This is a genomic window from Labrys sp. KB_33_2 (genome assembly GCF_052114505.1).
In the GTDB taxonomy this organism is placed as follows: Bacteria; Pseudomonadota; Alphaproteobacteria; order Rhizobiales; family Labraceae; genus Labrys.
In genome coordinates this window covers 183,061-208,100 of the sequence record NZ_JBFREW010000013.1, presented here as the reverse complement: position 1 = coordinate 208,100, position 25,040 = coordinate 183,061, and the positions used below count along the sequence as shown (strand labels likewise).

Below are 25,040 nucleotides of genomic sequence, written 5' to 3'. Positions count from 1 at the left end.
CGAGGATCCTTATTTCAGGCGGCCGGCGTTCGGGAAGCGCTTGGCATAAGCGTCCTCGGCGGCGGCATCCATGGCGGGGAGGGAGGGAGCGCTGGTCTTCGGCACCGGGAGGGCCTTGAGCAGCGGGCGAAGGGCGACCGCCGGCACACCGGCGATGTCGACCTTCATCGCCTTCAGGGCGTGACGATAGACGTCCTCGGCGCTGTCGCAGGCCACGGCGATCTCGCCGACATAGGGACGAACTTCCTGCTCAGCGGTCCGGAGATCGCGAGCCTGCTGGCGGACGCGTTCGACGGCGTCGGTGGTGGCGGAGCGGATTGCAGCGTCCATGGCGGACTTGCTGACCTTCTCCTCCTTGTCATCGTCGTCGTCTTCGTCCTCGGCACCGTCGTCCTCGTCGCAGGCTTCCTTGTCCTTGGCGCCTTTGTCCTTGGCCGGCTTCTTGGCCTTGTCGTCGTCCTCCTCCGACTCGTCCTCGGCTTTGCCCTTCTTGTCCTTGTCCTCGTCGGGATCCTCATCCTCGCCGCGCGGATCCATGTCGTCCTGGGCGATGTCGAGCGCGATGCTCATGTCATCGAGCTTGGCGTCGGCGGCGAGCTTGCCGGCGATCGCCTTCTTGACGCCCTCGATGATGCTGCCGCGCTTGTCGGCGAAGTTCTTCGACGTGAGGCCGGCGAGGATCGGCTTCAGATCGATCTTGGCATCCTGGGCCAGTTTCGGCCGCAGGTAGACCATGAGCGCGCTCTGGGCCACGGCCCCCTTGCGCGTCAAAACAGGCTTGAGGGCCATGTCGTCTTTCTCCATGGGAGGTGGGGTTATTGCGCTGTCGTGCACAAGCACGTCCGGGCCAGCGCGACCCTGTTCAACGAGGGCAAGATGGTTGCCCCCGATGTCTCTCATCACGCCGTCGTAGGGCTCACCCTCGGGCGTCGATCCCGGTGTCATGTCCGGGCGATAGCGGTAGCCGCACGACAACTCGCGCTGCTTCTTGGACTGCACCAGGTCGATTGCATCGCCTTCCCAGATCGTCAGCGGAGCTGTCAGGTAAGGCGGATCGAAATTGACCGGCGAGCCGATGGTGCCGACAGTGAGCTCCTTCGGGTGCTCATCGGCATTGACGGGCTTATGCTGGATTAGGAGAGGCTTACCCTCGAAGCTGCCAGCGGCGCGCGCCAGTTCGTCGGGATGCCGATAGAGCCGATAGATCCGCTCCGGATCGAGGCCGAGGCGTTCGAAGTCGGGGATCTCGCGCCCGTAGTAGGGGTTCACCACCGCCTTGCTGATCGGGGTCCGCTCGACGTGGAGGTGACCGTCAGCGTCGATCGTGCGCACGGTGGCGCGATCCAGGGCGATACTGTCCTGGGCCCCGACATAGTCACGGGCCCACGCGGCGAAATTGGCGCACGCCGTGGCGAGATTGTCAGGCGACCCCAGCCCATCTCCCTCGTCGATGCTCAAGAGCGCGAGGAGAATTTCTTCGACAGCGGGGTGAAGCGGCCTCGGCAACATCGACAGCGGCGCCCAGGCGAAACCACTATGCTCGCTGTTTAGCTCGGGGATGAATTTCTCTTCGACCGGCTTTGCGAAGGTCGAGAAAATGAAGCCGTTGGGCGTCATACGGCGATCGAGTAGCCGCATCGGCCCCTCGGGGGTCTTGCCGATTTCCTCGTCGGATTCGCGCTGCGCGGCTTCCTCTGGCGTCTCGTCGCCATCGGCCTTGCCACCAGGGAGTGCCCAATGACCGGCCCAGTTCGTCTCTGTCGATGACCGCCGCAACAGCAGGACATCACCGTCAGGGGCGACAAAGACGATGCCGGCCGCCTGTGGGGCACCGTCTTCACCGATGAATTCCTCGCCGACGCCTTTGGGGATGCCGAGCGTGGACCTGCCCTCAGCGGCGGCGAACATGGCTTTCCGCTGGCGCTCACTGACCGCTGGCATGGCTTCCTCAAAAGAAAAGCCGCCCGAAGGCGGCTGAAATCTCGATATTGCATTTGAGATCTAGAGCAGAGGTGGTCGATTTCCCTTCGAGAGGTTTTTCTTCCCCTCAAGGATCTGCAGATTGTTCTCCACATGAAGACCACAGCACCAATCGCATTTCAGCGGGTAGATGTGGTCGACGTGGTGCGGAATGCCGGTCTCCGCCGTGATCCTGCGGGCATTGGAATATAGGGCCTTGATTGCGCTTAGGTCAGCCCACGAGGGCGTGGCGCGCAGCTTCGTTGCTCGCCGTAGTGCTGAGTTAGCCGCCAGACGATCAAGGTTTCGAAGAGTCCATGCCTTCCTCGTCAAGCGTTCCTTGATCAGTGTGTCGGGCTTGGCACGATAATCGGCTGACGATTTCTTCCGGCGATTTGGGTGCTTTTCTCGGTATTTCCGCTCCGAGTCCCTCTGTCGATCAGGGTGCTCAAGCTGGAAAGCTCGCACTCTAGCCCGTACCGTGTCTCGGTTTTCGTCCCGATGCTTCGCTGCAATTTTACGAAGCCGTGGTCGGTTCTTTTCCCGGTATTCGGCACCGTGTTTTGCCCACCACTCGGCGGAAGCCTGCCGCCGCTTTTCTCGGTTTTTCGCTCGATAACGAGCATACTTGTCCTTGTAAGCGGTGACATCATCACCGCCACGTGCTTCGATGCCAGAAGCCATTCCGATCCTCATCTGATCGCTATGGTTAGAGCCGTCGCGGTGTTACCAGCACCCCGACGGCTCGGACTAAGCCTATGAGAATCCTTTCACAACTGCCCGGCTGACGCAACGGCAATTCGGCAACTGCCCAGGCCAAATATGCTCTCCCACGTCTGGATCGAGCCACCCTTCCGCAACTGAGAACCGAGTGCGTGCTTGGCTGGCTTTTACATGCGAGCGGCGCTGCGTTTTTCCTCCACCACTGTGGACCCAAACGGCTTCATCTAGGCCTAGTTCCAATTGCCGAGCACGGCTCATGGCGGTGGTTGCAAGATTGTTCTGCGACCTTGCAATGAAGGCCGCCCGGCGTTTCGTGACGCCGAAGCGGGCCTCAAGCTCTTTGGATAGCGTTGCGAGATCGCGCCCGGTCTGGACCGAGCGCATAACGGAGCCTTCGACCTGGCCAAGGTACTGCTGCGGGATCGACTTGATCAGCGAGACATTCTGATTGACCGTTGCGTCCAGAACGTCCCGCATGGCCGGGGTCATCTTGAACTCAACCGAGATCCCGCCGTCCTTCAAGATCTTCTTCAGGGCGGCGCTCGATTGGTTCTGCACGGATTGGCCGAACCATTCCGCGAGCTTTGAAGAGGCCTCGTCGAAGCGTTTGAGCCAGCGCGACGCCATCTCTCGCATCGCGCGCCGCAGAGCATCGGCTGGTGTCTCGTCGGCGGCGATCCTGGGCTGGTTGGCCCGATAAGCCGACGAGAGCCAATACAAGACGCTGCGATGCATCTCGCCAATCAGGCGATTGAGCCGGCGCTGATACTCGGCCTCAATCCCCGCGTTTGGGTGAACCGGCCTCAGTACCTTTTCGGCGCGCTCCTGCGGCGTCCGGCGACGTCGATTGCTCTGAGGCAAGGTCGGTCTCCGGAGGTTTCAGGCCTGGGATTGGCGGGCCCGGGATATCGTTGAAGGCGATGCGCTCGGCATCGTCCTCAAGAGCGGGGTCCGCCGCGGCGAGCATTTCGAGTAGGTTGATGGTGATCAAGCGGCCTTGGCCTTGTCGAACAGAGCGTCGAGATCTTTATCGCCGCTTCCGTCCTTTTCGCCAAGCCCTTCAATCATTTTGCCGCCGTGCGGTGCCAAGCCTTCTTCTTCCTCCTCCAGGAGGTCGGGAAGGTCGTTGACGTCGATCGAGGCATAGTCGGACTGGGGATCACGGGCGACGCGCTCCCTACTCTCTGCAGGCGACAAAACACCCGTATCGACCAGGAGCTGATCCGTTTCCGCCTTGAGCTTCTCGACCTCAGCCTGGGCCTTCTCGTCGAGCGACCAAAGCGGCTCGAATTCGAAATCGATCCCGTCGTCGGTCTCGCCCCAGATGTTGAGCATGATCATGCCCATGACGGCGTGGAGGTTCTCCCGGTAGAACTTCTCCTGGAACGAAAGAACCCAGTCGTAGAAGGCTCGCATGATCCCATCGGAATCGGCGTTGAGGCCAGCCGGCTGGATGCCGAACAGCTTCACCACCGGGATATGGCTGACAGATGCGAGATGCTCCTGGGCCTGGGCCTGGAGACCTTCGAGCCCGCCGAGCGGTGCTGATACGGCTTCGAACTCCTCCGCCGTCTTGTCGATCATGAGAAGGCTGCGATTGGAGCGGGTATTGTTGAAGAGCTGAGCCCGCTTGATCATGTTGTCGGCAGGCTGGCCGCTCAACACCGCATCCATCTGTGTCTTCAGCACGAACTGCGTGAAGGAGGTGATGATGTCGTTGACGCCCTGGCGCGTTTTCAACCAGTTTTCGACATAGGGATAGGCGAGCTGGGATAGCGAGACGCCCCCGAAGCTGTATGCCGGTTTCAGAAGATCGGACACCTCACGACCGACGAAGGTGATCAGCCGGCTCTTGTGGAGCGACTTGCCCATCACGTTCCAGGACTGTGGGTCGTACCAGCCGTCTTCCAGCGGGTCCGTAGCATTGTAGCCGGTCGGATAAACCCAGACCGGCTCGATGACCTTGAGGGCCTTGATCTTGCCTTTGCTGATCTTGGCCTTGCTGGCCTCATCCCAGCCGGTGCCGATATCCTTTTGCTGCTCGTCCGGGTTCCGGCCGGTACCGAGGTCGACATAGAGGTGAGCCCTGCCGAAATAGCCGTCGTGCTCGGCGACCTTCTGGAACTTGGCGCGGACATTGAGCCGCTTGAACTCGGCCTCGAGCTCGGCGATCCGTTCGGCTTTGTCGTCGCCGTCCTTGGCCGTGAAGCGGATCCAGCGCCTCGTCATCTCGGAGGCGATCGTCTCCGACATCATGCGATATTCGGGGCGCTGCGCCAGCTCGGCCAGCACGGGATAGCCCATGAAGGCTGAGCCCTGGTATCCGGCAGCCGCATAGACGCTCGCCGCCCAGCCGGTGATCGCCGACATGGCGCTGTCCATGGCGATCGCGCTGCCAGCACTCTTGCCCGGCATAGGCGGGTGGACAGCGATCGTGAATGGCTTGACCTTGGGCTCGGTTGCGCGAGAGACCGCTACCGCTGCATCGCTGATCCTCATCTGGGCGGAAGCGGAGGCCTGGACTTCTGGCGCGGCCGGCTGCGTGGCTTCAGCCTTCTTTCTGCGCCAGAATTTGAACATATCGCCTTCCAGTCTCCACTATGTGGGCATGGCGGTCTGCACCAATGCCTCGTCGCTGATTGTCATCGTCGGCGCCATCGACAGCAGCTTTCCGAACGCGCCGGAAGATGCGTCGACCTGGTCTTTGATTGCGCCGCCTGGGAAGAGACAGAGCTCGTCGATGTAGCCTTCATTCCACTCGCCGCGAACGATGAATACGTTGCCGGCGGCGCACTGGGCCGCAAACGGTTCGGCACGCGTTGCCTTGTCGCCTGTTTCCGGCTCCGCCGACGCTCGATAGCCAGCCAGCTGAGCAATCATGTCCGCCGCCTGAACCTTGCCGGCCTGGCCAGGATCCTGCGGGAGGGAAATCGTCACCCCGCGACCATCGACCTCGGCTGTTGCCTTGATCAGGAGTCGGACGCCGGCTCCGTCCAGTCTGTCTTTGGCGACATGGCCGACAACAAACCGACCGTCAGGGGTTCGCCCCAATTTGACGCCGGCCGTTCTGGCGCCGTTGCCACCCTTCGTTGCTGCAAGGTCCCAGTGACGAACCCAGCGGGTGAATGCAGGCGCCGCATCAATGATCTTGTCTGCGAACCAGACGCGTTTGAACAGGCCGCCTTCACGAGCTGTCGGGCGCTGCTGGTATTGGCCGGCCCATGAAAAGCTGATGCTCTTGAGCACATCGACGGATGCCTGCGGCATGCGCACCGGATCCATCAACTCGCCGTCGAAAGACCGCGGATCTTGCCAGGGCAGGGGAGTGATGCACCGCCGTTCCGCTTCGAACTCCATCGGGATCATGACGTGGATGAAACCGAGTTGGCGAGCGATCAATGCGCCTGTCAGATCGTTCTCGTGCAGTCGCTGCATGACGACGACGATGGCCGAAGTCTGCTGATCGTTGAGGCGATTGAGGCCACCTTCGAGGAACAGGCGCACTGATTCGCCGCGCTGCTGCTCGCTCTCTGCGCCCTTCAAAGAATGCGGGTCGTCGATGACAACCCGATCGCCGCGCTTGCCGGTGATCGATGCGAAAGGGACACCCTCGCGCGTTCCGGTATCGGTATTTGCGAACGACAGCTCCGCCGACCGCTTCATTTTAACTTCGGGCCAGAGCGATTGATACCAGTCGCTCATGATCAGGTCGCGCGTCTTACGGGTGTCGCGCTTGACGTTCTCCAGTTCGAACGAAGTTGTCAGAAATCGGTTCGACCGAAAACCGATCGACCACTCCCAGGCCTGCCATAGCACCGAGATGACCATCGATTTCGACGAGCCCGGCGGCACATTGAAAATGATCCACGGCGACAGGCGGCCGAACGTGATGGCTTCGAGATGGTCACACATGCAGGCCATGTGCCAGGACCATTTCAATGGCGCCTTTGGCTCCAGGACCGGCCACGCTTCTTTAACGAAACCAGAGAATGTCTTGCAGCGCTGTCGGATCAGTTCGGCGTTTTGCTCAAGCTCCTGTTGCTCGCGCTCCCGCTGCCTACGAGCCTTCTCCCTCCGGATCTGCTCCAGCAGCAGCGCCGGCTGCGGCAAGCGCAGCGACGACTGGTTCGAGGGCCGCGAGTTCCGCATCTGAGAGCTTCGTCAAATCCACGGTCTGAATCGGGCCGCCGCCCTTCCCGGTGTGCTGCACGGCCGCCAGTTTCGGATGGAGGTACGGCGCCAGCTTCTCGGCAGCCTCTAAGGTGGCCTTCTGCTTCGCCATCAGGGCATCCTCGTCCGGCGTCTTCTTGCGGCTCTCGGCTTTCCAGCGCCGATAGCTGTGGTTCATCAGGTCGGTCATCACCTCCAGCGGCGACAGACCGCGCGCCAAAGCCTTTCGCTTCTCAGCCTCCGTGAGGGTGTTGAGGCGCCCCTTCGGCCGACCGCTGCCCGCTCGGCTGCCGCCATGCTTTTTCTTTGGGGGAAAGTCGGTCATGAATTCACTCGGGTTTGTCTGCGGCCTTCGCCTTCCCGGCGATCAGTTCCCAATGCTCGATGCTGATCCGCTTTGGTTCGGGACTGAATAGCTCGGTCACCGCCGGCGCCAACAGATTGGCGACGGCCGGGTCAGCGATGTTCTCTTCGATCAACCAGTTGGCGACGACCTGGCGCTTTTCCTGCTCGGTCGGCATGGCGGATTCTCCAAAAAGAAGCCCCGCGCGGCTGGGCCGGCGGGGAGTGGCATTTATACAGGCTGGGCTTGATATCGTCTGGCTATTTTGGAACCATCCGCTTTAAGCATGGATGTCAACATCCACAATGGTCGCAAAGAGCGTCACCTGAAAGTCCTTCGATGTTACCTGTAAAAGAGACTCTGGGGGCTAATATATACTCTACCCATTGCCGACCGCAGCAAAAGGCGAGTATCACAGGCAGTGGTATTCAATTTGAGGCTACAGAAAGATATGAATTACTTTCTCAGGGGATCAACCAGCCCGTATAACTACGGCGCCAAGAATTTCCGATGCCCCGCCTGCCGACAGATCGGTTCTTTTAGTCAAATTCCCCAGATTGCCGACCTAGGTTGGATAAATCCAAATGGTACTGGCAATAGGGTCGCGGCATTTCGGGCGGGTATGCGCATGTGCCCGAATACAGATTGCAGAGCTTTACTGTTCTTCGTGGAAGGACCTGGATCGGAAAGGATCTCGTTCCCACCCGAAGTGATGGATTTCGACGCGAGTAATTTGCCTAAAAACATTCTGTCGAGTTTAGAAGAAGCCATCAAATGTCACGCGGCGGAGTGTTATCGCGCATCGGCTCTTTTGGTGCGCCGCACGCTCGAGGAGTTATGCGATGATAAAGGGCTATCGGGCGGCAATCTCAAAACGAAAATCGGGTCTCTAAACTCAGTTGCGGTGATCCCGACTGAATTGCTGGCGGCGGCGGATGAGCTTCGCATCTTGGGTAATGACGCGGCCCACATCGAAGCGAAGGATTATGACAAGATCGGGAAGGAAGAATCGGAACTTGCCATTGAGCTTGCCAAAGAACTGTTAAAGGCAGTTTACCAATACACTTCCCTCGTTGCCCGGCTCACAGCGTTGAAGAAGACAAAGTCACCTTAGCCCGTGCGGCAGATAGAGGCATCCGCCCCGTCAGTCACAGATAAGGATCCCGGTCGCCCGGACCATCTGCACTCCAGCCGCGCAATGTGCGGCCGAGGATCTTATTCGTTGCGGGGCGCGGCCTATGGCTCTACGTCGCCAGTGGCGGCGTCCTCAAAGAGTGCTGGGGGCCTTGCGAGCCGTACCAGACGCCCCTCTCTGGGTTATTTCGGTGCCGGTTCGGGCGAAACTGGTTGCAGGTGACCGATTTGCACGGCCGACCTCTTGGTTATGAGCCAAGCGAGATACTACTTCTCCAACCTGCAAAGGCTGTCGCTGAAAGCCTCTCGGCTCTCTGGGAGCCTTGCGGCTCGGGGGAGTGCGTCAACCGCAACTCGTGCGACAGTGATGTTTTAATGCCGATATTCGCGTCGATTGTCACCACCCCAAAAGCGGGCCGGAAACGGCGTATCAACGCCCCATGGGAGGGTGATATTGCGGGGAATTTTCTTTGTTTTGTATCTACAATTAAATTGACTTCGACAATGTCTGTATCTACAAAAAGATATGATGATCACCTGGGACGAACCAAAACGCGCCGCCAACCTCGTCAAGCACGGGTTGGACTTCGCCAATGTCGAAGAAGGCTTCGATTTTGAAACAGCGCTGGCTCTTCCCACGACACCGAGCTCGACCGGTCGTGATCGCTACCGGTTGATCGGCGAAATGAATGGCGTCCTGTTGGCGGCAATGATCGTTTCGCCATTGGGTACCGAGGCTCTCTCGATCATCAGCCTCCGTCCCGCAAGCGCAAAGGAGAGAGAACTCTATGACCGGTAAAAAGCAATCAGGTTATGTTCCCAACTCCGTCTTCACCCAGAATGATTGGGATGAGGTTTCGGACAACCCCAATTGGACGGAAGAGGACTTCGCTAGAGCCAAGATCGCGACTGAAGTGTTACCGCCGGCGGTCGTGGAGGCTTTGGCCAAGCGTCGGCGCGGGCAGCGCGGGCCGCAGAAGGCGCCGACGAAGGCGCTTGTTTCGCTGCGTCTCGACCAGGATATCATCGACCGATTCAAGGCTGAGGGACCGGGCTGGCAGTCCAGGATTAATGAGGCGCTGCGTAAGTCTCTGGCGGCGTGAGGAAGGCCAGTCGTGACTTTGCAGGTTTAACGGCCTCGTCACGACCGCTGGTGTGAATATCCTCCCTTGAATTGGGAGGCGCCGAATATGGACTGGGATCAGATCGTCACACTTCAGACGTCGCAACCACAGGTCGACGAATTCAATGACGGTCGGTCGATGTGGGTCGAAACGGTTGGAAGCTACCCAATTTGGGAGGCAGTTGCTCTCGTAATGAGACAGTGGGCCCCGCAATCGAGACGGAGGCGGGCGGCGCGACTGGTTCTGCAAAACGGAGAGGTCTGGGACATCGGCAAGATCGAGGAGCTCGCTATGCGCTCCGACTTCCCAGATAGGGTCGGTAATGGCTAAACCGCCAGCTGCTCCGCTGATCATGCAGGCGCACTACAGGCCGCGGAAGACGGGGCGGCCGAAGAAGGAGGTGGGGGCGTCTTTATCGAGGAAGTAATTTGCCACCGCCGGTTTAACGGCTGTGTCACGTTATTTGAGATGCCATCTCTTTTTGTTGGGGGGAGAAGAGATGACATCCGAAGTTTGTCTCATGAACCGGCTGGCTGTCGTACTTGCCGCCGATAGTGCAACCACCGTCACACGCTGGACAGAAAATGGAAAGGAAGAGCGCTATTTCAAAGGTGCAAACAAGATTTTTCAGCTCTCTAACTACCAACCTGTAGGCTTGATGATTTATGATTCGGCCGACATCTTGAGTGTACCGTGGGAGGTGGTCGTAAAGGAGTTTAGATCCGTTCTCGGTGAAAGATCCTTCAACCACATCCAGGAGTACGCAGAAGAGTTCTTTAATTTTATTGATACCTCGCTGTGGCTATTCCCTGTGGCTGTTCAACGAGAGCATATCATTGACCAGGCATCTTCAGCTGGCTTTCGATTGCTGTTTGGACTCGACCTTGAAGGGTTACCAGATGACGCAGAAAAAGCCGCAGTTGTGAGAACTGCGGTCAATGAACGCGCGGAGAATCTTGCCAAGCTTCCCCTAATCCCTCGGATCGACCAGGACGCTGCCAACGATCTCCTCGCGAGTTCGAAGGACGAGGTCGCTCAAAGGGTGCGCAGCTGGCTTGGTAGTTTGGATTTGGATTACGTTGATTGCCTGGAGGCGATTGCTGAAAACGGAATCAACGAGCTACTCAAAAATCCTCATCATTTTCTTGGGTGCACGGGGTTGGTATTCGCGGGATTTGGCGAAAAGGACCCATTTCCAACAATGATCGAATTTCAGTCGTGCGGAATTGTTGCTGGTAAGTTCGCCGCGCGTGAGCAGTCCCATATGTCGATAGATCACTCTACGCCAGCGTGGATCTCTGCATTTGCCCAGACAGCGATGAGCGATACGTTCACTCTTGGCCTCAGTAAGGACATTTATGGGTCGCTCGTTGGTGCGGTTGCGGATGGTCTCAACCAATTCGCACAGACAGTGACCCAAGAAAGTGGGGGGGATTTAAATCGAATTTCGAATATTGAAGACCTGATTGTGAAAACTACCGACTCGATTGGGGAGGCGGTCCTACAACAGGCCAGGCGTGATCATGCCGCCCCACTGCGTAATATCCTTGGGGTTCTTCCTGTCGATGAGATGGCGGAACTCGCGGAAACTTTAATCAACCTTCAGTCGTTGAAAGAGAAGGTCACTAAGCCTTCGGAGACGGTCGGTGGGCCAGTCGACGTGGCAATCGTCACGCGGGGGGAGGGATTGGTTTGGATCAAACGAAAACACTTTTTTCCGCGCGATTTGAACGCGCGCTATCTTGCCAAGCTGAATTCAGTGTATGATTAGGAATGATCGGAGGAGACTCAATGCGCGATCACCTGAAGTCCTTCAAGGAAGCCGTCCGGCGCTCCCATGAGCAATACCCCAGCCCTTCAGACGCAAAAGGGCGCAAGTTCAGCACCCCTGAGAGAGAGCGACTTATCCAGGAAGGGGAGGATCGCTATCAGGGGTTTGTGAAAAGTGTGAACCGGATGCGTGACCGCGAGATCGAAAGTGCATTGGCCGGCCCGCGCTAGCGGTCCCGGCGAGTAGGCGTAGACAGACCCCGCCACGGCGGGGTTTTTGTTGCTCATCGCGTAAGTGCCTCCGCAATCACCTGCGCCCCCACAAACCGCCAGCGATCCAGGCTTGTCCTACTGATCACCTTGTCGGGCGAGCACTCCGCCGGCTTCACGATCACGACGGCAGACACGAGCCCCTTCTTCGCCAACTCGCGCTCGAGGCGGATGACCGCGTTCGCTCGGATACGCTCAACACGATCGCCGTCGGCCGCTGCGAGCTTCAGGTTCGCCCAGGCTGCAACCTCGCCGGCAGCTGTCTTACGCTCGATGCCGCGCCGCTGATTGATCTCGCGTTCGACAACACGGGCAATCTCGGCCGCTTCCTTGGCCCGCCCCTGCAGAACCCCATCGATCGAGCGCCCCCAGGCCTTGCACATCGCCCAGAGGTTCAGCGCGTCGGCCGCCAGCGGCTGATCCGCGAGGATCTGTGAAGGCCAAGCCAGTGCTTCTTCCATCCGAGTGATTTGGGCAAGGGAAGGGGGCAAGCGCCGCGGCTCTTTCCCCGGCTCCCAGTGGATCATGTCGGCCAGGTCGTGAATGACAGCAGGCCATCCGTTTCCAAACGCCTTTGGGCCTACTGAAGCAGGCACACGTCGCAACGTCTCGAACGCTTCGACCATGCGCTCCATTACGAGTTCGGGCGTCCAAACATCGGCTTGGTCTTCAACGGGGTAGGGGGCCAGCATCAGGAGAGGGGCTCCTCTTCTTGGATTGGTAGGCTGCGGAGTGCTGCTGCAACGTCCAAAACGCCATCATTCCATGCTTGGCTCCGCCGCCGGTATTGGTCGTCCGTGAGCCCGGCTGAGTTGTTGCAGAGGTCGATAGCTCGGCGGCGCATTGAAGATTGACCGGATCGAAATCCGTCAGTTCGCGCCTGATCGATCGCAAGGAGAAGATCTAAAACAGTGCCGGGCTGAAAAGTGGCTTGATGCCCCATGGACTTGCTATCCATTTCGGCTTTGGTGCGAATATTCCGTAAATCATCGTCGGTCAACATAGTAGTCAGCTCCAGTGGGTGAGCGCGAGAAGGAGTAGGGCTATGGTGTTCCACCTCACCGATCCTCGGAGTTTTTCAACGCTGCGAGCAGGCCCTTGACGAAGTTCGCCGACTCTTGATGGAGCCTGGCGTCATAAGACTTCGGGTCCTGCGCCATCAAAATGGAACCTCGAATATCCAACAGCTTGATGTGCCTTTCGGCGGCTATCTTCAATGCAGTCATGCGGTTGGTCATGGGGCCTCCGGTGGTGATGGAAGGGGGCGGACGAGCGTTACATCTGATCGGTAGCTACCGGGCATGTCGAGGTGCCAGGAAGCGCCGGCCCAACGGCCGATACGCACATGCCCCCAATTGACACGAGGGCGGCGGATCGGCGGGAAACAGACAAGCATTCGACTGCCGTCACGCGCTTCGCTCTCCGGCCGCCACGCAGCCCGCTCGGCCGCTTCGAGGGCGGCTTTCCAGGCAGAGCGTTCGATATCGGTGTTTGTCGTGCTGTTTGTTGCCGCACTCCGGGCACGCTTGAACTCTTCGCCATAGGCAGACCAGGCTGCCTCGATCATCTTTTCCGTAATCATGGGGATTCCTCGATCAGCGATACGTGAACGCGTACAGCTCGATCGCCCTGTTGTTCACAGAGCTTCCAATCCTTCCGTTGCATAGGGGATAGTTTGTTCGAAAAGGATAGGAACTCGCTCTCGGTTGAGCGAAACCGGCCATGCACAAAAGAGATGATGGCATCTCTCTTGGTGAGGTAAGTCCCGCAATAGAAGCCGAACCCTTCCCTATATATTGCCCAGAAGATTCCGCGTTTTGCTGCCATCTCACCCTCCCACCGTCTCGGCGTGGGCTCGCAGGAGCGCGGCGAGGAAAGCCCGTGGCGCTGTCTCGGCATGGCCTGCGTGATCATATTCGGTGAGATGGTCGAGCCAGACGTGTGCGGCGCAATTGTTTGTGGTTGAGATTGTATATTGGCTCCCCGGCAACAGCCTCAATCTCAGGCGGTCGACGGCATCAATGGATGATGAATACATCCAGGCCTGCCCCCGAATGAACTGCGGTTTCCAGCCATCCGGGTTAAAGACTTCCGAGATGTCTCCGTCTAGGGTGCGGTCATTCCCACTCCCGGCTTCCACGCGCTCGGCCAGCCTCAGAAGTTCGTCAGGGTTGGTCATGACCTGCTCTCCTTCACGCGGTCGATGAAGGCACGGGCGGCTGCAATGGCGTCATCGCCCATGCAGAGGTTTGCCACGTCGCCCATGTGATCGGCGGCGTCGGCCAGTTCAGTCACCACCCGCACCGCCTCCGCGACGAGTGCCCTGGCATTGAGCGCATAGGCGTCGGCAACTTTCACGTTCTCGGCAAGCGCCCAATTCCAGCTCACGGCCTCATCCCGCTCCTTCCCCACGCGCTCAAGCTCTGAGAGAAGGGCGGTGATGAGAGTGGCGGCGGCTTTGAGATCGGATAGAGTTTCGACCCTGTCCAACTCTCGGAATTCATGAGACCAAACCCACTGAGGGTTTAGAAGGCGCTCCACGAGCCCGGCAGCAGCTTCACGATCGGTCATGCGAATGCTCCCATGTCTTGCTCGATATCTAGGAGCGCAGCGATTACTTCCGCCGCGAGGATGGGCGAGATGCTATTGCCGCCAAGACGCCACGCCGGAATTCTGCCGGCCATCCCATCAACCAAAAGGCGAAGTCCGGGTTCGGTGCGCCGCGCTTTGCCGTCGTGACAGAGGATCCACTCTGCTCCGGCCCAGGTTGAGCCATTCCGCGCCCCGGTCCGAACGCAAGCTCCAGCATTTTGTTCATGGACTTGCTGTTGCCCGGCGGGTTGCTGGTTTCCGAGCCGCCAGAAAGGCTCGTCACTGTCGGCCAAGTCGCTCCCTGTACTTCGCCTGACGCTTCGATCATCGTTCGCGACAGCGGCCTGCCTTTCGTGCCGTATAGCTCCTGGCTCGTTTGTTTCGATCGATCCGAGCGCCAGTCGCGCGCTGTAGGAAGCGGCCACACCGCCGAATGCAGCAGATAGTCGTTCAGGTTCGCCATTCCATGCCCGTTCGCCTTGTGTTTGGCGATGTACTCCAGCGTATGAGGTGGCATCCCATCTCGCGCCTGAGCTGTTGGCCACACCGATCCACCATTGGCGCTGTCTGATTTGGGGGGCGTCCACGGCGCAAGCCGGGATATCGATCGACCTTGCGGCGTAGTCTTCGCTTTCCAGATCAGCGGCAACTCCGTCGAACCAACCATAGCCAGGCGCTCCCGCAACCTGCTCTCCCATGACGACAGGGGGCCGGGCGGTACGGATGAGGCGAAAGAAGTCGGGCCACAAATGCCGCGGATCGTCGGTACCGAGGCCTTTGCCTGCCGCGCTGAACGGCTGGCATGGGCAAGAGCCTGTCCAGATGGGGCGCTCGTCAGGCCATCCAGCAAGTCGAGCTGCGACGGACCAGAGACCGGCTCCTGCGAAGAAATGGCACTGCGTGAAGCCTTTAAGGTCATCGGGCTGGACTTCCTTGATTGAGCGGTTGTCAACAACGCCGGGGGCGATCAAGCCTTCGCGTTGAAGGCAATCGAGCACGTGAGCGGCATCGGGTTCATTGTCATTGTAGTATGCCGTCAAGCTCCCCTCCTCGGCCCCATGGCCTCAATGAAAGCGAGAACCAGAAGCACGGCGATGAAGAGACACGCCACGACCGACAGCGGGTAGATGACCGCCTTGTCGCGCCAGGTGTTGGGATAGGTGACTTGCCATTGGGTCATGGCTTCACCTCAACCGTTACATTGGTCTTGATCAGTGCCGGAGTGGCGGCAATCGCCTTGAAGGGCGTCCGACGCTCGGTCAGCCGCTGGATGTGGAATTCCCACTCGGCACGATCAGTGAAGGCCTGATAGTTGATGTAGGTCTCAGTGTGCGCTGGGTACCCGTGACCAGGGTGCGTGCGTGACCGCTCGTCACCGGGAATGTGCACACTGGTTTCGGTGATGATGGCGAAGTGCGGCTCGCTTGGAATTTTGCCCAACGTCATACCCCACCTCCCACGTCGCGGCGGGAGCGCTGGAGGCGAAGTGCCTTGATCAGATCGTATAGAAGCCTGTGCGGCTTATCCTTCCACGTATATGCCAACGGGCCGATGCCGCTTGGCGCGCTGTGGTAGTCGTCAAGATTAAGCTCCGCCTCCACCGCCTCGTCGGGGGCGGGCGGGGTGTTGTAAAGAGGGATAGTACATTTACGCGCCGCATCGCCGCGCCGCTCCCTAGCCACGTCATACAGACCAGCGCCTGATGCTGATTTCACCAACCGTTCTAGTGCGCCTTCCTCGATGAAGAGTGCCGCATCCACCTCCCTCGCGCCGTCCTGGCTGGGAGGATGGGGCGCGGCGTAGAGCGGTATCTCTTCATAGACTGCCGCACCGTGTCGTGTTTCGCTAAGAAACCAAGCTCCGGTGTATTTTGGCGTGTTTACGCGCCATTTCCAAGCCACCGGCACAGCCCCGCCTCCTGCGGAGGTGAGGGCCAGAGCATCGATGAGGTCCAGCAGGGCGACCTTGGCCGCTTTGACACGCTTGTCGCAGATATCCCTCTCTTGCGCAGTGTACTCGTGCAGAGACCCCCGCGAGAACATTGCTTCGCCGTATCTGTCCACCAGTGTTCGCGCTTCCCGATCAATCATGGCTCAAGCCTCCAAGGGCAGCGCGGGCGGAAATCATGTCGCGCGTTTCGAACATCGGATGCTGGAGAGAGGGGAAGTCCCGCTGCCACAGCGTGCGACCCATCTCGTCATAGATCTGGTTCATGCAGTCGTCGCAGTACCAGGCGAGGGAACCATGGTTGTACCAACGTGCCGGAGAGCACTGGCAGCTCGCACGGTTGCAGCTCCCGTTTTCCTTACCCTTGTCCGGCTTGTCCGGACCCGCATATTCACCGTAGGCCATCAGAGCCTCCAAGGGCGGCGCGGGCGAGCTTTGCGTATTCTCCTGGAATCATGATCGTTTCCCCAGGGAAATTCGGGTCATCGCCAATTTGGACATACGGATGAATGTCCTTGGTCGCGATCTTCTCCAGCGCCTCCCGCAACCTCGACCATTCAAGAAGCTGTGCTTGCCACGCATCAGCATTTTCGCCTGCCAAACGAATGGCGTTATCTCGGTCTTCCCACAACCTCACCACCTCCGCCTCTAGTTCCGCAACGCGAGCTTGGGTGGGGGCGTAGGTGTTGACGGCGGCGACGATCAGGGCGGCGTTGGCGCGGGCGCTCTCATCCGTATCGCCGCAAGATAGCGCCGCCCATTCACCGCTGGTGCCTTTGATCCATGCACCGCGACCGGCTTCCGGTTCGGCTTCCCAAGGCGTCGGCGTGTGCTCACTCGGCATGGCCAACCTCCGATTCGGTGATGGCGCGGTCTGTGCGCTTTGGGGCAACGCGTACTGGCCGCGTGTAGAGGCCAGCCTGAACAAGCGTTTCAATCACAACCGGCCGGTAAGATTGCGATCGACGAGCCTGCTTTTCTCCACTGTCCTTGTCCTTCTCCACCTGAAGGTCTGCGTCGCCCTTGCAGGTATGATCAAGCCTCGCTCGATAGACAGCCAAGGTGATGCGATCAATGTCGGCATCGGTCAGCTTCTCCCCCTCATGGAGGTCTGTGTTCGGGGTCTGCTTCATGGCGAGACCTGCTTGACGAGGTGGCGCTCAACCCAATTGCGCATATGCTGCCAGCGGTTCTCCGGAGTAGACTTGTGGAACCACACGCCTTCGTCGTTTTCAAAGACGATCTCGCGAGCTAGAGCCTCAGCAATGCCGAAGGTGCCGGCTACTGTGTGGTAGTCTTCCGGATCAAGCTTCTCGACCGACAGGCCGCGGGCTTTGGCAATCGCACCAAGAGCGCAGACCTCGCCTCCCTTCTCAAGTTCAAGGGCAACAAGGCGCTTCACGGGCATCGCATCCAAGGCATCGCGCAATTCAGTCAGGAATGCCTGACCACGTTTTCCGCGAATAGCTGATGTCACGGCCCCTCGATAGCAAATGGTGGGCCAATAACTGTCGCCGCAATAATCGTCGCTATATCCGCTTCTGCTCATCTCAGCGCCTCGTGATCTCGCCCGAGAGCTTTCGGGCGGGGGATTGGGGGAAGGGGTTGGCCTTGTCGAGTTGGCTATAGGCCAGAGCCTGTTCCAAGCTCCCAAGCGCTATGCGGTCGTAGTCTTCTTCAGGGGCGGCTTTTTCGACATAGATTGTCTCGCCTGCGTTCTCTTCGGCGGCCATATACCCGTGGTAGAAGCCTGCCGCCTGCGATGCCTTGCGAATTTCAGGCCAAGTAAGAGGCGTTTGATTTTTGCTGGACATCTCGGTCCCCCACTGGGCTCGGTTGAGTTTATAACCGTCCCCTGTTATATAAACGGGGACGGTTATTGCGTCAATAAGCGGGGACGGAAATTCTGTGGCTTTGACAAACTTTCAGGGGACGGATATCGGGACACGCATGGGGCGCCCGCCGTTGAACGTGAAAGAGACGAAAGTCCGGCTTACCGACGAGCAGCGGCAACGCATTGAGGCTCTGGTCGGTAAGAGCCGTATGGCCACATTCATCCGCGAGGCAATCGACCGAGAGCTTGAGCGCCGGGAAGCTGAGGCTGCGCAACCGCCGAAGAAAGCCGAGTAGCGAAGCTACAGCCTCCACACGAACGGCCAGAACGCTAACGCAGTGCAGATCAAGACGCCGGCGCCGGCTCCTTCGATCTTGTCGAAATCCTGGAGCCAGCAGGCGTTTGCGAATGCGAATAGCGCGATCGCCAGAGAAATTCGACCACCGTAGATGAGAAAGCGAGGCGTCGGTCTTTTCATCTGTCGACTCCCAGAGTGAGCTAATCTTACAGCCGAAATTGCAGGCGAAGTCGATGGCGATGCGGGAGGCCATCAGCGGTGTCCTCCCGCTGCAGCTGTCGCCATGACGCCCATGTAGGCCAGGAGCACGGCTACGAAGAGAAACCACCCCCATGCGCTGCTATCCGGAGTGTGCCAGGCGAGCAGCCCGGAAAAGATCACGCTGGCCAATGCGGGCAGGAATGCGAAGAGGTTCACCATCACGCCACCCCCTTCCGATAAGCCCGCACCGGCATTGCGTCGCGCCCAAGCGTCCGCTTCGCCACCGTCGCGTCCTCGCACACTGCCCGCAGCACCCTGGCGACATAGGCGCTCACACTGACCCCTGCGGCCTCAGCCTGCTGCCTGAGCGCCGATTTCAGCCGGAACGGCACATGAGTGCTGACGAGGCCGGTGCCACCCTGGCGCCCGAGCGGGATTCCGGCGCCCCTGGCGATGCGGCTGACACGCTGGGCGGAGATCCCCAGACGCCGCCCGATTTCCCTCAGAGTTTGGCCCTCGGAGGCTAGGTGAGCGATCAAAACGCGCCGATCACGTGGCGACAGATCGGCTCGAGTTATTTTATCAAGCGTTTGCTTTGAAATTTCATTGGGCTTGGCGGCGGTCATGCGGCGGCTCCATTGCGATCGATGGACTCGGGGGCAGGGGTGTCAGCGAGTGGTTTGAAGACCCGCTCTGCAATTTCTTTGAGGTGTGCTTTTCCGCCTTGGTGACGGACGTGCATGCTCTTGCCGCGGGCTTGGCGGTGAGCAGCGTTGAGGGCTCTGCACATTGCGTTCGATGCCGCCCATGTTGCAGCGGAGGCATCTGCGAACAGGATCGGCGTGCCGAGTTCATCCCGGACATATGCGGTGCAGGAGACGGCGTCCTTCGCATAGGTGAACTGGCCGAGCCATCCGCGCCCGAACTTGTCTTTTACGGCTGTAAACTTGTGCTCGATCATGCTGCATGCTCCCGATCGTGCTGGACGTCGTCCCAGTCGGTGTCGATGTGTTTGGGGATCTCCACGTCGACGACGAGGCCGGCGTTGCGGAGGCGCTTGGCGAGCGCGAAGGCGGCGGCCTGGCCTGTGAAGCTGGCGTCGTTGTCCCCGAAGATGACGATGCGCTTCAGGCCTGCCGGTGGGATCCATTCTGAAAGGAAGCCGGCTGTGAGTGCCGCCCAGGTCGGAACGCCGAACAAGGTCGTTGCAGCGAAAGCTGTCTCGATGCCTTCCGCGATGCCGAGTTCGTCGGTGTACTCTGCCAGGCGAACAGCAGACCCTTTCGGAACGGTGCCTTGCATGATGCGGCGAGGATCGGAGACCGGTGCCTTCTGACCGTCCTTCGTCACGTAGGTCCGATGCAGGATGGCCGGACGACCCTCGGCATCACGCATCATTGCAATCAGCGCGGGGTGAAAGGTCGGGACCTCGTCGTTGTACCGGCAACGCAGTGCGGTTCGCAGGCAGTCCGGAAATTCGGATCGGCCGGTGCGGCGATTAAGATACCGCCATACAGGGTCACCAACTGCGATCGGGCCGGAACTGCGCCATAGGCGATTCATCGCCTCGCGTTTGTCATGGTCGCTGCGCTCGGGGCGGGCGGCCTGGACGGGAACCCCGCCGACGATTTCTTCGACGCGGCGGGCTCCTTCCTTGAAGTCCCAACCATTGAGCCTCATGAGCAACGACATACCGTCGCCGGCGCCGCAGTGGCTGCAGATCCAAGAGCCTGTGCCGCCCTTGTTGTCCCAGCGCCAACGATCCTTTCCGCCGCAAATGGGGCAGGGCCCGTGCTTGTCGCGGAGATAGGTGGGCGAGACACCGAGCGCTGGCAGGATGCCAGCCCAGCGGCCGAGGCAGCGGTCCTTAAGCGGCTCGGGCATTTGCGCCTCCGTTCCGCTTTGCCCAGGCGATCTGCCTGTGCTTGATCCAACCGCTGACCTCCGCATCCGGGATCAGCACGCTCTCGTCGAGACCGCGCGGCCAGACGCCGAATTTCTGCTTGTACTGAGCGAGAACCCACTTTTCAGTCTTGCCCCGCTCGAAGGCATAGCCGCGGAACATGCTCATCCAGCGCTGCTTGGTCGCCTTGTCGGCCTTCTGGGCAGCGTCATTGAACTCGACGAGGGAGCCGTCATCGATCGTGACGGTGGAACGCGGCACGGGAGCAAAGCCACATGACGGGCATGCATGCACGCCGGCGGGACGAAGGAAGTTGCACCGGACGCATTCCTTTGGCAGCGATTCCTTGCTTTTGGCGATGCCCTTCTTTGACGTCTTGCCCGTGTCGAGCGTGGTGTGATGAATGTCGGTGACGAAGCCCAAGTTCAGGTGACTGTCGCCATGGTCGAGGATGATTAAATCCTCTTTGCCCTCGGCCGTCCTGAGGCCACGTCCGACGATCTGGGTGAATAGCTTTTCGCTCTTGGTCGACCGAGCCAGGATGATGCAGCGGACGTCCCAGTCGACGCCCGTGGTCAGCGTGCCGATGTTGCAGACGACCTTGACATCGCCGTCGTGGAAGCGATCGCCGATTTCCTTCCGCTCTTCACGAGTGGTGTAGGCGTCGATGTAGGCGGTCCGGACACCACGCGACGCAAACTGCTGCTCGAGCATTTTTGCGTGCGCCCGGTCGACCCCAAAGCACAGCGTCGAGCGTCCTTCGCCCAGTTGCATCCAGCTTTCGACGACGTCCGCGACCAAGTGGTTTTTGTTGAACACCTTCGCGAGATCGGCCTCGTTGTAGTCGTCGCCGACGGTGCGAACTTCGCTGAGATCGGGATGCGACGGCGCATAGACCTTGAACGGCGTGAGGTATCCGGCCGCGATCAGCTCCCTCGTGGTGGCGGCAACCAGCAGGTCGTCATAGTGGGCGCCGAGTCCCTTGGTCCAAGGCGTAGCGCTCAGGCCAACGAAGGGGATGTCGCACCAGCCGGGCAGGCGCATCCATTCCTTGAGGAATTCGAACATCTCGTGCGCTTCGTCGACCACGACGATATCGGCATCCGGCATGCTGCCACGCTGCTTGAACCGTTTGGCCAACGTCTGGACGCTGACGACCTGCACCGGGCGGGCCCAGTTCGTCATTTCGTGATCGCCCTGGATCACGCCAACGTCGCGGATTCCCTCGGACCAGAACGAGCTAACAGTCTGATCGATAAGGGAAACAGCCGGCACGCAGAACGTGACCCGCTTGCCCTTTTTCAGGGCTCCGTCGACTATCGCGGCGGCCAATTTCGTCTTCCCGAAGCCTGTAGGCGCCATCAGCATCGGGCGTTTGTGGCCGGTCCGCAGCGAGTGCTTCAGCAGTTCGAGGGCACGAACCTGGTGGGGGCGAAGAACGCTGATCATGCTCGGCCCCTCCCAATTGCGGCGAGGGCGCGGGCTGAGATCGAGAGATCCTGGCCATGGAGTTCGGCTGGTTCCCCCTGTGCTAACTGGTCTAGGTCTGAGTCACCTAAATCACCTGGATAGGACGAACGTAGTGAGTGTGGTTGTGGTTGGTTCAGCCCGGCTTCGGTTTTGCTTGGCCGTTTGCTTGGTGCATTGCTAATAGCATTGCTTGAAGCATTGCTATTTTTTTGCTTGCCGTTCGCTTCCTGAACGGCGGAAGCATTGCTTGAATTTTGCTTGGATTTTCCACGTTTCAATCCGCCCGCTCGACCAGCCTCGGAGCGCCGTTGATACTTCTCGCTGGCCTCTGCCAACTCCCTGTCAATTCGAGGGTGGACCCAGCCTGGTTCGAAAAACTCGGCAAGAGTGTCGCGGCTGTCGCGCCATTCCTTATCGGTCATGGCGGTCAAGCGCATGATCTGGCGTTCATCACTCGGCAGCGAACCTTTGTCCCAGTAGGACATGATCAACAGCAGATACGCGCCATGCTCCGCCGCCGAGAGATGGCGGGTCGCGGTCAGGTAGTCACCGATATAGAGTGGCATCCAATGGCGGCTCATGCGGCCCTCCGCTCTTCGCGAGGGGCATAGAGCAACGCCGGTTCGGCCCGACGAATGTCCGTCTTGCGCCAGATGAACCAGGCGTGGTTTTGCGACGGCCCAGCTTTTCCGGGAGCCGGCTTGAACCACTCGATGCGGCGGGTGAGCGTGATCTTGGCATCGAACAGCGGACAATCGCGAAAGAACTGGCTTCGAGTCTTCCCGCTGTCGAAATCGACCTGAAGAAGAAGGGCAAGATAGCCAGAGCCCATGGTGTTAAGATGCCGAAGTCCCGCCTTGATGAAGGCAACCGCCAGCCTGCCCTGGAGCCCGTATGGCGGGTTGGTGACAATAGCCACCTTGCCTTCAGCCTGGGCAACGGCAGCGCTGATCCGGTCTCCTTCCCACGACAGGAAATCAACCTCGTCGACCATCCGGCTGTAGCCATGATCATGGACATCCGTTGCGATGACACGGGCGCCCTGGGCCTCAAGCGCTCGGGCCATCTGGCCGGTGCCGCAAGCGGGCTCCCAGATGAGATCACCTTCCAGAGGTAGGTGTTCCGCCAATGCATCAATCACCCAGGCCGGCGTAGGATAGTGCTCATGCTCAACACGAGCGAAACCGGAGGCTCGTGTGCTCATACCACCGCTCCTTCGAGCTGCAGGCCGTTCCGCTTGGCGTGCGCCTGAATGCCGTGCAAGGCGGTGGTATGGTCTCGCCTGCCGAGCAAGTGGCCAATACGACTGGTGCTGAAGGACGGAAGCTGGCGACGGATCTCGTACATCGCCTCCTGTCGAGCGATGACAATGGGATGCATGCGGCTATCGCCGGTGAGGTCGTTGACTCTGAGGCTATGCTTGTCGGCGATCTCTTCGACGATCTGGTGAGCGCGCTGCTTGCTCGTGAGGCCAGTCCGGTAGGACACCACCAGGCGTGCGATGCGGCGTCGTTCGACTTCCCGTCGACGCTGGGCCTCGAGAGCAGCGGCTCGGGCTTCCTCGGCCTTGCGCTGCTGGGCGAGCGCATACGCCTCAGCGGCCTGAGCAAGCCGGCGGCGCACGGCAGCTGGGTCAGAAACCTTGATTTCAGACGGGTCGATCTTGAAGGGGCAATGCATCAGTGTGACCTCGCCATTATGAGGCCGCACTCGAACTGGATCGCGTTCGTGTGACGATGGATCAGGGCTGCATCGACCTTCATCGCCTGGGCGATATCGACATCGGTGTAGCCACGCAGGCGAAGCGAGGCAGCTTCCTGGATCTGAAGGAGCGTCATGCTGCCTCCTGCAGATCAAAATGCTGACGGATACGGGAGGCCATCGAGCGGAACTCCATACGATCGAAGAAACGAATGAGTTTGTTGGGATCGAGCGAGGGCATTGCGATCTGGTCGATCCCGAAGGAAACCGGCACATCGTCGAGTAGGGTGACGAGCTGATGCGCCAGGCGGATCGCGTTGATGTTGGCGGCGACGGCGTCGCGAAGCTTCGGCCGTTCAATCTGGCTGACACAGGCAATGACGCCTTCAACCGAGCCGAACTCCCGGATCAGTCCGGCCGCAGTTTTCAGGCCAACTTTGGGGACGCCAGGAATGCCGTCGGTAGAGTCGCCAGCCAGCGCTTGGACTTCCGTGACGAGATCTGGGGACACGCCAAATTTCGTCAGCACTTCGAAGGCGTTGATGATTTGCTCCGGACGGTGCCCGGCATATCGAGGGTCACCAACCGCAGGGGAATAGATACTCACCCCAGGCCGAACGAGCTGCATCATGTCCTTGTCGGACGTGACAATCAGAACGTCGTGACCGGCTTCGACAGACAGTCGGGTGTAGGTCGCAATCAGGTCGTCGGCTTCAAAGCCAGCCAGTTCGATCGGCCACAGTCCGAATGCGGTTACGGCCTCCCGGAACAACGGCATCTGCAGGCCGAGGTCGTCGGGGCGGGCAGGGCGGTTTGCCTTGTAGCCATCATGCAGGACATGGCGGAATGTCTGGCCGCCGGCATCGAAGATCACGCCGACATGCGTGGGCTGGACCTGATGGATGCCACGGGTCAGCCAATTGAAAAGGGTCTTTGAGAAGTCACGGACGGCCCCGACCGGCACACCATCGGAGCGGTAACGGAACTGCGCATCCATATGCTCGGTGCGATGGAAGCAGCGATGAATGAGGCCGCTGGCGTCGATGAGGGCTACAGTCATGCTGCATAGCCTCCGAACTCGAAGGAGGGCTCGATGACCGGACGAAGGACTGCGTTACACGAGGCCCACCAGATGCCTATGCCGTCGGCCTCGTCGTCGGTTTTGGGGGCGTATCCCAACAACCGGCAGCGCTGCACGGTACCTGCTTTGATCAGTTTGCGGCGCTCGTCATAATCCTTGATGGCGCGCGGGGCATTCGTGGGCGCTCCGAATTTCTTCCGCCATTCCGACGGCGTGATCTCATCACAAGAAACGTTGGACTGTGCCGCGACCATACGGATCACAGCGATCAGACCGTAGGACACGCGCCGCTGGGCGTTCGAAGTGTTCGGGCCCTCCCAGGGGCTCTCGAAGACCATGCGACCGATGCGGTTGGCGACAACAATGTTGAGGAGTTCGCGGCGATATGCGTTCAGCCGCGCGCCCCGGTCCTTGATGGTGCCCAGGCGGATGACGCCCGATATGGGCATGCCGCCGGGCTCGCCATGAGCGAACCCGGTATCTGTTCCTTGATCTAGCCCAAGCACCCGCATGATGGCCT

39 protein-coding genes and 1 tRNA gene are annotated in these 25,040 nt (G+C 59.8%); 5 read left to right on the top strand and 35 right to left on the bottom strand.

Annotated features, from left to right (window positions below):
- Positions 1–9 precede the first annotated feature (9 nt).
- From AB4037_RS23365 to AB4037_RS23335, 7 genes are all read right to left on the bottom strand, one after another.
- Positions 10–1,941, bottom strand: coding sequence for a DUF2213 domain-containing protein (locus AB4037_RS23365; RefSeq protein ID WP_441773130.1), 1,932 nt, complete (start codon positions 1,939–1,941; stop codon positions 10–12).
- Positions 1,942–2,001: 60 nt separating this feature from the next.
- Entirely contained in the window at positions 2,002–2,643 is a 642-nt protein-coding gene (locus AB4037_RS23360; protein WP_441773129.1) for a hypothetical protein, read from the bottom strand.
- 72 nt (positions 2,644–2,715) lie between these two features.
- A complete protein-coding gene (locus AB4037_RS23355; RefSeq protein ID WP_441773128.1) occupies positions 2,716–3,543 on the bottom strand; it encodes a phage head morphogenesis protein in 828 nt (275 codons plus the stop codon).
- A 126-nt stretch (positions 3,544–3,669) separates the two neighbouring features.
- Positions 3,670–5,262, bottom strand: coding sequence for a DUF1073 domain-containing protein (locus tag AB4037_RS23350; protein ID WP_441773127.1), 1,593 nt, complete (start codon positions 5,260–5,262; stop codon positions 3,670–3,672).
- A gap of 18 nt (positions 5,263–5,280) precedes the next feature.
- Entirely contained in the window at positions 5,281–6,831 is a 1,551-nt protein-coding gene (terL, locus tag AB4037_RS23345; RefSeq protein ID WP_441773126.1) for a phage terminase large subunit, read from the bottom strand.
- Positions 6,740–7,177 carry a hypothetical protein gene (locus tag AB4037_RS23340; protein WP_441773125.1) on the bottom strand — a complete coding sequence of 146 codons (438 nt, stop codon included), beginning with the start codon at positions 7,175–7,177 and terminating at the stop codon, positions 6,740–6,742. Before AB4037_RS23340 ends, terL begins: the two co-directional genes overlap by 92 nt.
- A 4-nt stretch (positions 7,178–7,181) precedes the next feature.
- Entirely contained in the window at positions 7,182–7,373 is a 192-nt protein-coding gene (locus AB4037_RS23335; protein WP_441773124.1) for a hypothetical protein, read from the bottom strand.
- Between the two features lie 273 nt (positions 7,374–7,646).
- On the opposite strand from AB4037_RS23335, the gene AB4037_RS23330 reads away from it, so the two are divergent.
- On the top strand, positions 7,647–8,309 hold the full coding sequence (locus tag AB4037_RS23330) for a DUF4145 domain-containing protein (protein ID WP_441773123.1): 663 nt from the start codon (positions 7,647–7,649) through the stop codon (positions 8,307–8,309).
- Between the two features lie 230 nt (positions 8,310–8,539).
- Here AB4037_RS23330 and AB4037_RS23325 read toward each other — a convergent pair.
- A tRNA-Met gene (locus AB4037_RS23325) sits at positions 8,540–8,614 on the bottom strand.
- A 241-nt stretch (positions 8,615–8,855) separates the two neighbouring features.
- On the opposite strand from AB4037_RS23325, the gene AB4037_RS23320 reads away from it, so the two are divergent.
- The 4 genes from AB4037_RS23320 (at position 8,856) to AB4037_RS23305 (ending at position 11,454) form a co-directional block, all read left to right on the top strand.
- Positions 8,856–9,128, top strand: coding sequence for a BrnT family toxin (locus AB4037_RS23320; RefSeq protein ID WP_441773122.1), 273 nt, complete (start codon positions 8,856–8,858; stop codon positions 9,126–9,128).
- The gene (locus AB4037_RS23315; protein ID WP_441773121.1) at positions 9,118–9,432 is read left to right on the top strand and encodes a BrnA antitoxin family protein; all 315 of its coding nucleotides are present in this window, start codon (positions 9,118–9,120) and stop codon (positions 9,430–9,432) included. The genes AB4037_RS23320 and AB4037_RS23315 overlap by 11 nt, the downstream gene beginning before the upstream one ends.
- A gap of 520 nt (positions 9,433–9,952) precedes the next feature.
- Positions 9,953–11,224 carry a hypothetical protein gene (locus tag AB4037_RS23310; RefSeq protein ID WP_441773120.1) on the top strand — a complete coding sequence of 424 codons (1,272 nt, stop codon included), beginning with the start codon at positions 9,953–9,955 and terminating at the stop codon, positions 11,222–11,224.
- A 20-nt stretch (positions 11,225–11,244) separates the two neighbouring features.
- Positions 11,245–11,454 carry a hypothetical protein gene (locus AB4037_RS23305; protein ID WP_441773119.1) on the top strand — a complete coding sequence of 70 codons (210 nt, stop codon included), beginning with the start codon at positions 11,245–11,247 and terminating at the stop codon, positions 11,452–11,454.
- 53 nt (positions 11,455–11,507) lie between these two features.
- Here the strand turns inward: AB4037_RS23305 and AB4037_RS23300 are convergent, their stop codons facing one another.
- From AB4037_RS23300 to AB4037_RS23170, 27 genes are all read right to left on the bottom strand, one after another.
- Positions 11,508–12,185, bottom strand: a complete 678-nt coding sequence (locus tag AB4037_RS23300; RefSeq protein ID WP_441773118.1) for a DUF6362 family protein — start codon at positions 12,183–12,185, stop codon at positions 11,508–11,510.
- Positions 12,185–12,496, bottom strand: a complete 312-nt coding sequence (locus AB4037_RS23295) for a hypothetical protein (RefSeq protein WP_441773117.1) — start codon at positions 12,494–12,496, stop codon at positions 12,185–12,187. Before AB4037_RS23295 ends, AB4037_RS23300 begins: the two co-directional genes overlap by 1 nt.
- Before the next feature lie 55 nt (positions 12,497–12,551).
- A complete protein-coding gene (locus AB4037_RS23290; protein WP_441773116.1) occupies positions 12,552–12,731 on the bottom strand; it encodes a hypothetical protein in 180 nt (59 codons plus the stop codon).
- Positions 12,728–13,075 carry a hypothetical protein gene (locus tag AB4037_RS23285; protein ID WP_441773115.1) on the bottom strand — a complete coding sequence of 116 codons (348 nt, stop codon included), beginning with the start codon at positions 13,073–13,075 and terminating at the stop codon, positions 12,728–12,730. Before AB4037_RS23285 ends, AB4037_RS23290 begins: the two co-directional genes overlap by 4 nt.
- 246 nt (positions 13,076–13,321) lie before the next feature.
- Complete coding sequence (locus AB4037_RS23280; RefSeq protein WP_441773114.1) at positions 13,322–13,672, bottom strand: hypothetical protein; 351 nt, start codon at positions 13,670–13,672, stop codon at positions 13,322–13,324.
- Positions 13,669–14,064, bottom strand: coding sequence for a hypothetical protein (locus tag AB4037_RS23275; RefSeq protein ID WP_441773113.1), 396 nt, complete (start codon positions 14,062–14,064; stop codon positions 13,669–13,671). The genes AB4037_RS23280 and AB4037_RS23275 overlap by 4 nt, the downstream gene beginning before the upstream one ends.
- A complete protein-coding gene (locus AB4037_RS23270; RefSeq protein WP_441773112.1) occupies positions 14,061–15,125 on the bottom strand; it encodes a DNA cytosine methyltransferase in 1,065 nt (354 codons plus the stop codon). Before AB4037_RS23270 ends, AB4037_RS23275 begins: the two co-directional genes overlap by 4 nt.
- Entirely contained in the window at positions 15,122–15,265 is a 144-nt protein-coding gene (locus AB4037_RS23265; protein WP_441773111.1) for a hypothetical protein, read from the bottom strand. The genes AB4037_RS23270 and AB4037_RS23265 overlap by 4 nt, the downstream gene beginning before the upstream one ends.
- Positions 15,262–15,531: a hypothetical protein gene (locus tag AB4037_RS23260; protein ID WP_441773110.1), complete on the bottom strand. Its 270-nt coding sequence runs from the start codon at positions 15,529–15,531 to the stop codon at positions 15,262–15,264. The genes AB4037_RS23265 and AB4037_RS23260 overlap by 4 nt, the downstream gene beginning before the upstream one ends.
- Positions 15,528–16,175: a hypothetical protein gene (locus tag AB4037_RS23255; protein ID WP_441773109.1), complete on the bottom strand. Its 648-nt coding sequence runs from the start codon at positions 16,173–16,175 to the stop codon at positions 15,528–15,530. Before AB4037_RS23255 ends, AB4037_RS23260 begins: the two co-directional genes overlap by 4 nt.
- Entirely contained in the window at positions 16,168–16,437 is a 270-nt protein-coding gene (locus AB4037_RS23250; RefSeq protein WP_441773108.1) for a hypothetical protein, read from the bottom strand. Before AB4037_RS23250 ends, AB4037_RS23255 begins: the two co-directional genes overlap by 8 nt.
- Entirely contained in the window at positions 16,424–16,876 is a 453-nt protein-coding gene (locus tag AB4037_RS23245; protein WP_441773107.1) for a hypothetical protein, read from the bottom strand. Before AB4037_RS23245 ends, AB4037_RS23250 begins: the two co-directional genes overlap by 14 nt.
- A complete protein-coding gene (locus tag AB4037_RS23240; protein WP_441773106.1) occupies positions 16,866–17,165 on the bottom strand; it encodes a hypothetical protein in 300 nt (99 codons plus the stop codon). The genes AB4037_RS23245 and AB4037_RS23240 overlap by 11 nt, the downstream gene beginning before the upstream one ends.
- Positions 17,162–17,581 carry a hypothetical protein gene (locus tag AB4037_RS23235; protein ID WP_441773105.1) on the bottom strand — a complete coding sequence of 140 codons (420 nt, stop codon included), beginning with the start codon at positions 17,579–17,581 and terminating at the stop codon, positions 17,162–17,164. The genes AB4037_RS23240 and AB4037_RS23235 overlap by 4 nt, the downstream gene beginning before the upstream one ends.
- Position 17,582: 1 nt before the next feature.
- Entirely contained in the window at positions 17,583–17,846 is a 264-nt protein-coding gene (locus AB4037_RS23230) for a hypothetical protein (RefSeq protein ID WP_441773104.1), read from the bottom strand.
- Between the two features lie 70 nt (positions 17,847–17,916).
- Positions 17,917–18,417, bottom strand: a complete 501-nt coding sequence (locus AB4037_RS23225; RefSeq protein WP_441773103.1) for a hypothetical protein — start codon at positions 18,415–18,417, stop codon at positions 17,917–17,919.
- Positions 18,417–18,587 (bottom strand): hypothetical protein, encoded by a 171-nt coding sequence (locus AB4037_RS23220; protein ID WP_441773102.1) that lies wholly within the window; start codon positions 18,585–18,587, stop codon positions 18,417–18,419. The genes AB4037_RS23225 and AB4037_RS23220 overlap by 1 nt, the downstream gene beginning before the upstream one ends.
- Positions 18,584–18,991 carry a sigma factor-like helix-turn-helix DNA-binding protein gene (locus AB4037_RS23215; RefSeq protein ID WP_441773101.1) on the bottom strand — a complete coding sequence of 136 codons (408 nt, stop codon included), beginning with the start codon at positions 18,989–18,991 and terminating at the stop codon, positions 18,584–18,586. The genes AB4037_RS23220 and AB4037_RS23215 overlap by 4 nt, the downstream gene beginning before the upstream one ends.
- Entirely contained in the window at positions 18,988–19,326 is a 339-nt protein-coding gene (locus AB4037_RS23210) for a hypothetical protein (protein ID WP_441773100.1), read from the bottom strand. The genes AB4037_RS23215 and AB4037_RS23210 overlap by 4 nt, the downstream gene beginning before the upstream one ends.
- Entirely contained in the window at positions 19,323–20,249 is a 927-nt protein-coding gene (locus AB4037_RS23205; RefSeq protein WP_441773099.1) for a DUF7146 domain-containing protein, read from the bottom strand. Before AB4037_RS23205 ends, AB4037_RS23210 begins: the two co-directional genes overlap by 4 nt.
- Positions 20,233–21,717 (bottom strand): DEAD/DEAH box helicase, encoded by a 1,485-nt coding sequence (locus AB4037_RS23200; protein WP_441773098.1) that lies wholly within the window; start codon positions 21,715–21,717, stop codon positions 20,233–20,235. The genes AB4037_RS23205 and AB4037_RS23200 overlap by 17 nt, the downstream gene beginning before the upstream one ends.
- A complete protein-coding gene (locus tag AB4037_RS23195; RefSeq protein ID WP_441773097.1) occupies positions 21,714–22,319 on the bottom strand; it encodes a YdaU family protein in 606 nt (201 codons plus the stop codon). Before AB4037_RS23195 ends, AB4037_RS23200 begins: the two co-directional genes overlap by 4 nt.
- Entirely contained in the window at positions 22,316–22,942 is a 627-nt protein-coding gene (locus AB4037_RS23190) for a hypothetical protein (RefSeq protein WP_441773096.1), read from the bottom strand. Before AB4037_RS23190 ends, AB4037_RS23195 begins: the two co-directional genes overlap by 4 nt.
- Positions 22,939–23,418: a helix-turn-helix domain-containing protein gene (locus AB4037_RS23185; RefSeq protein WP_441773095.1), complete on the bottom strand. Its 480-nt coding sequence runs from the start codon at positions 23,416–23,418 to the stop codon at positions 22,939–22,941. The genes AB4037_RS23190 and AB4037_RS23185 overlap by 4 nt, the downstream gene beginning before the upstream one ends.
- The gene (locus AB4037_RS23180) at positions 23,418–23,576 is read right to left on the bottom strand and encodes a hypothetical protein (RefSeq protein WP_441773094.1); all 159 of its coding nucleotides are present in this window, start codon (positions 23,574–23,576) and stop codon (positions 23,418–23,420) included. Before AB4037_RS23180 ends, AB4037_RS23185 begins: the two co-directional genes overlap by 1 nt.
- Positions 23,573–24,499, bottom strand: coding sequence for a 5'-3' exonuclease (locus AB4037_RS23175; RefSeq protein ID WP_441773093.1), 927 nt, complete (start codon positions 24,497–24,499; stop codon positions 23,573–23,575). Before AB4037_RS23175 ends, AB4037_RS23180 begins: the two co-directional genes overlap by 4 nt.
- Complete coding sequence (locus AB4037_RS23170) at positions 24,496–25,032, bottom strand: hypothetical protein (RefSeq protein WP_441773092.1); 537 nt, start codon at positions 25,030–25,032, stop codon at positions 24,496–24,498. The genes AB4037_RS23175 and AB4037_RS23170 overlap by 4 nt, the downstream gene beginning before the upstream one ends.
- Positions 25,033–25,040 lie beyond the last annotated feature (8 nt).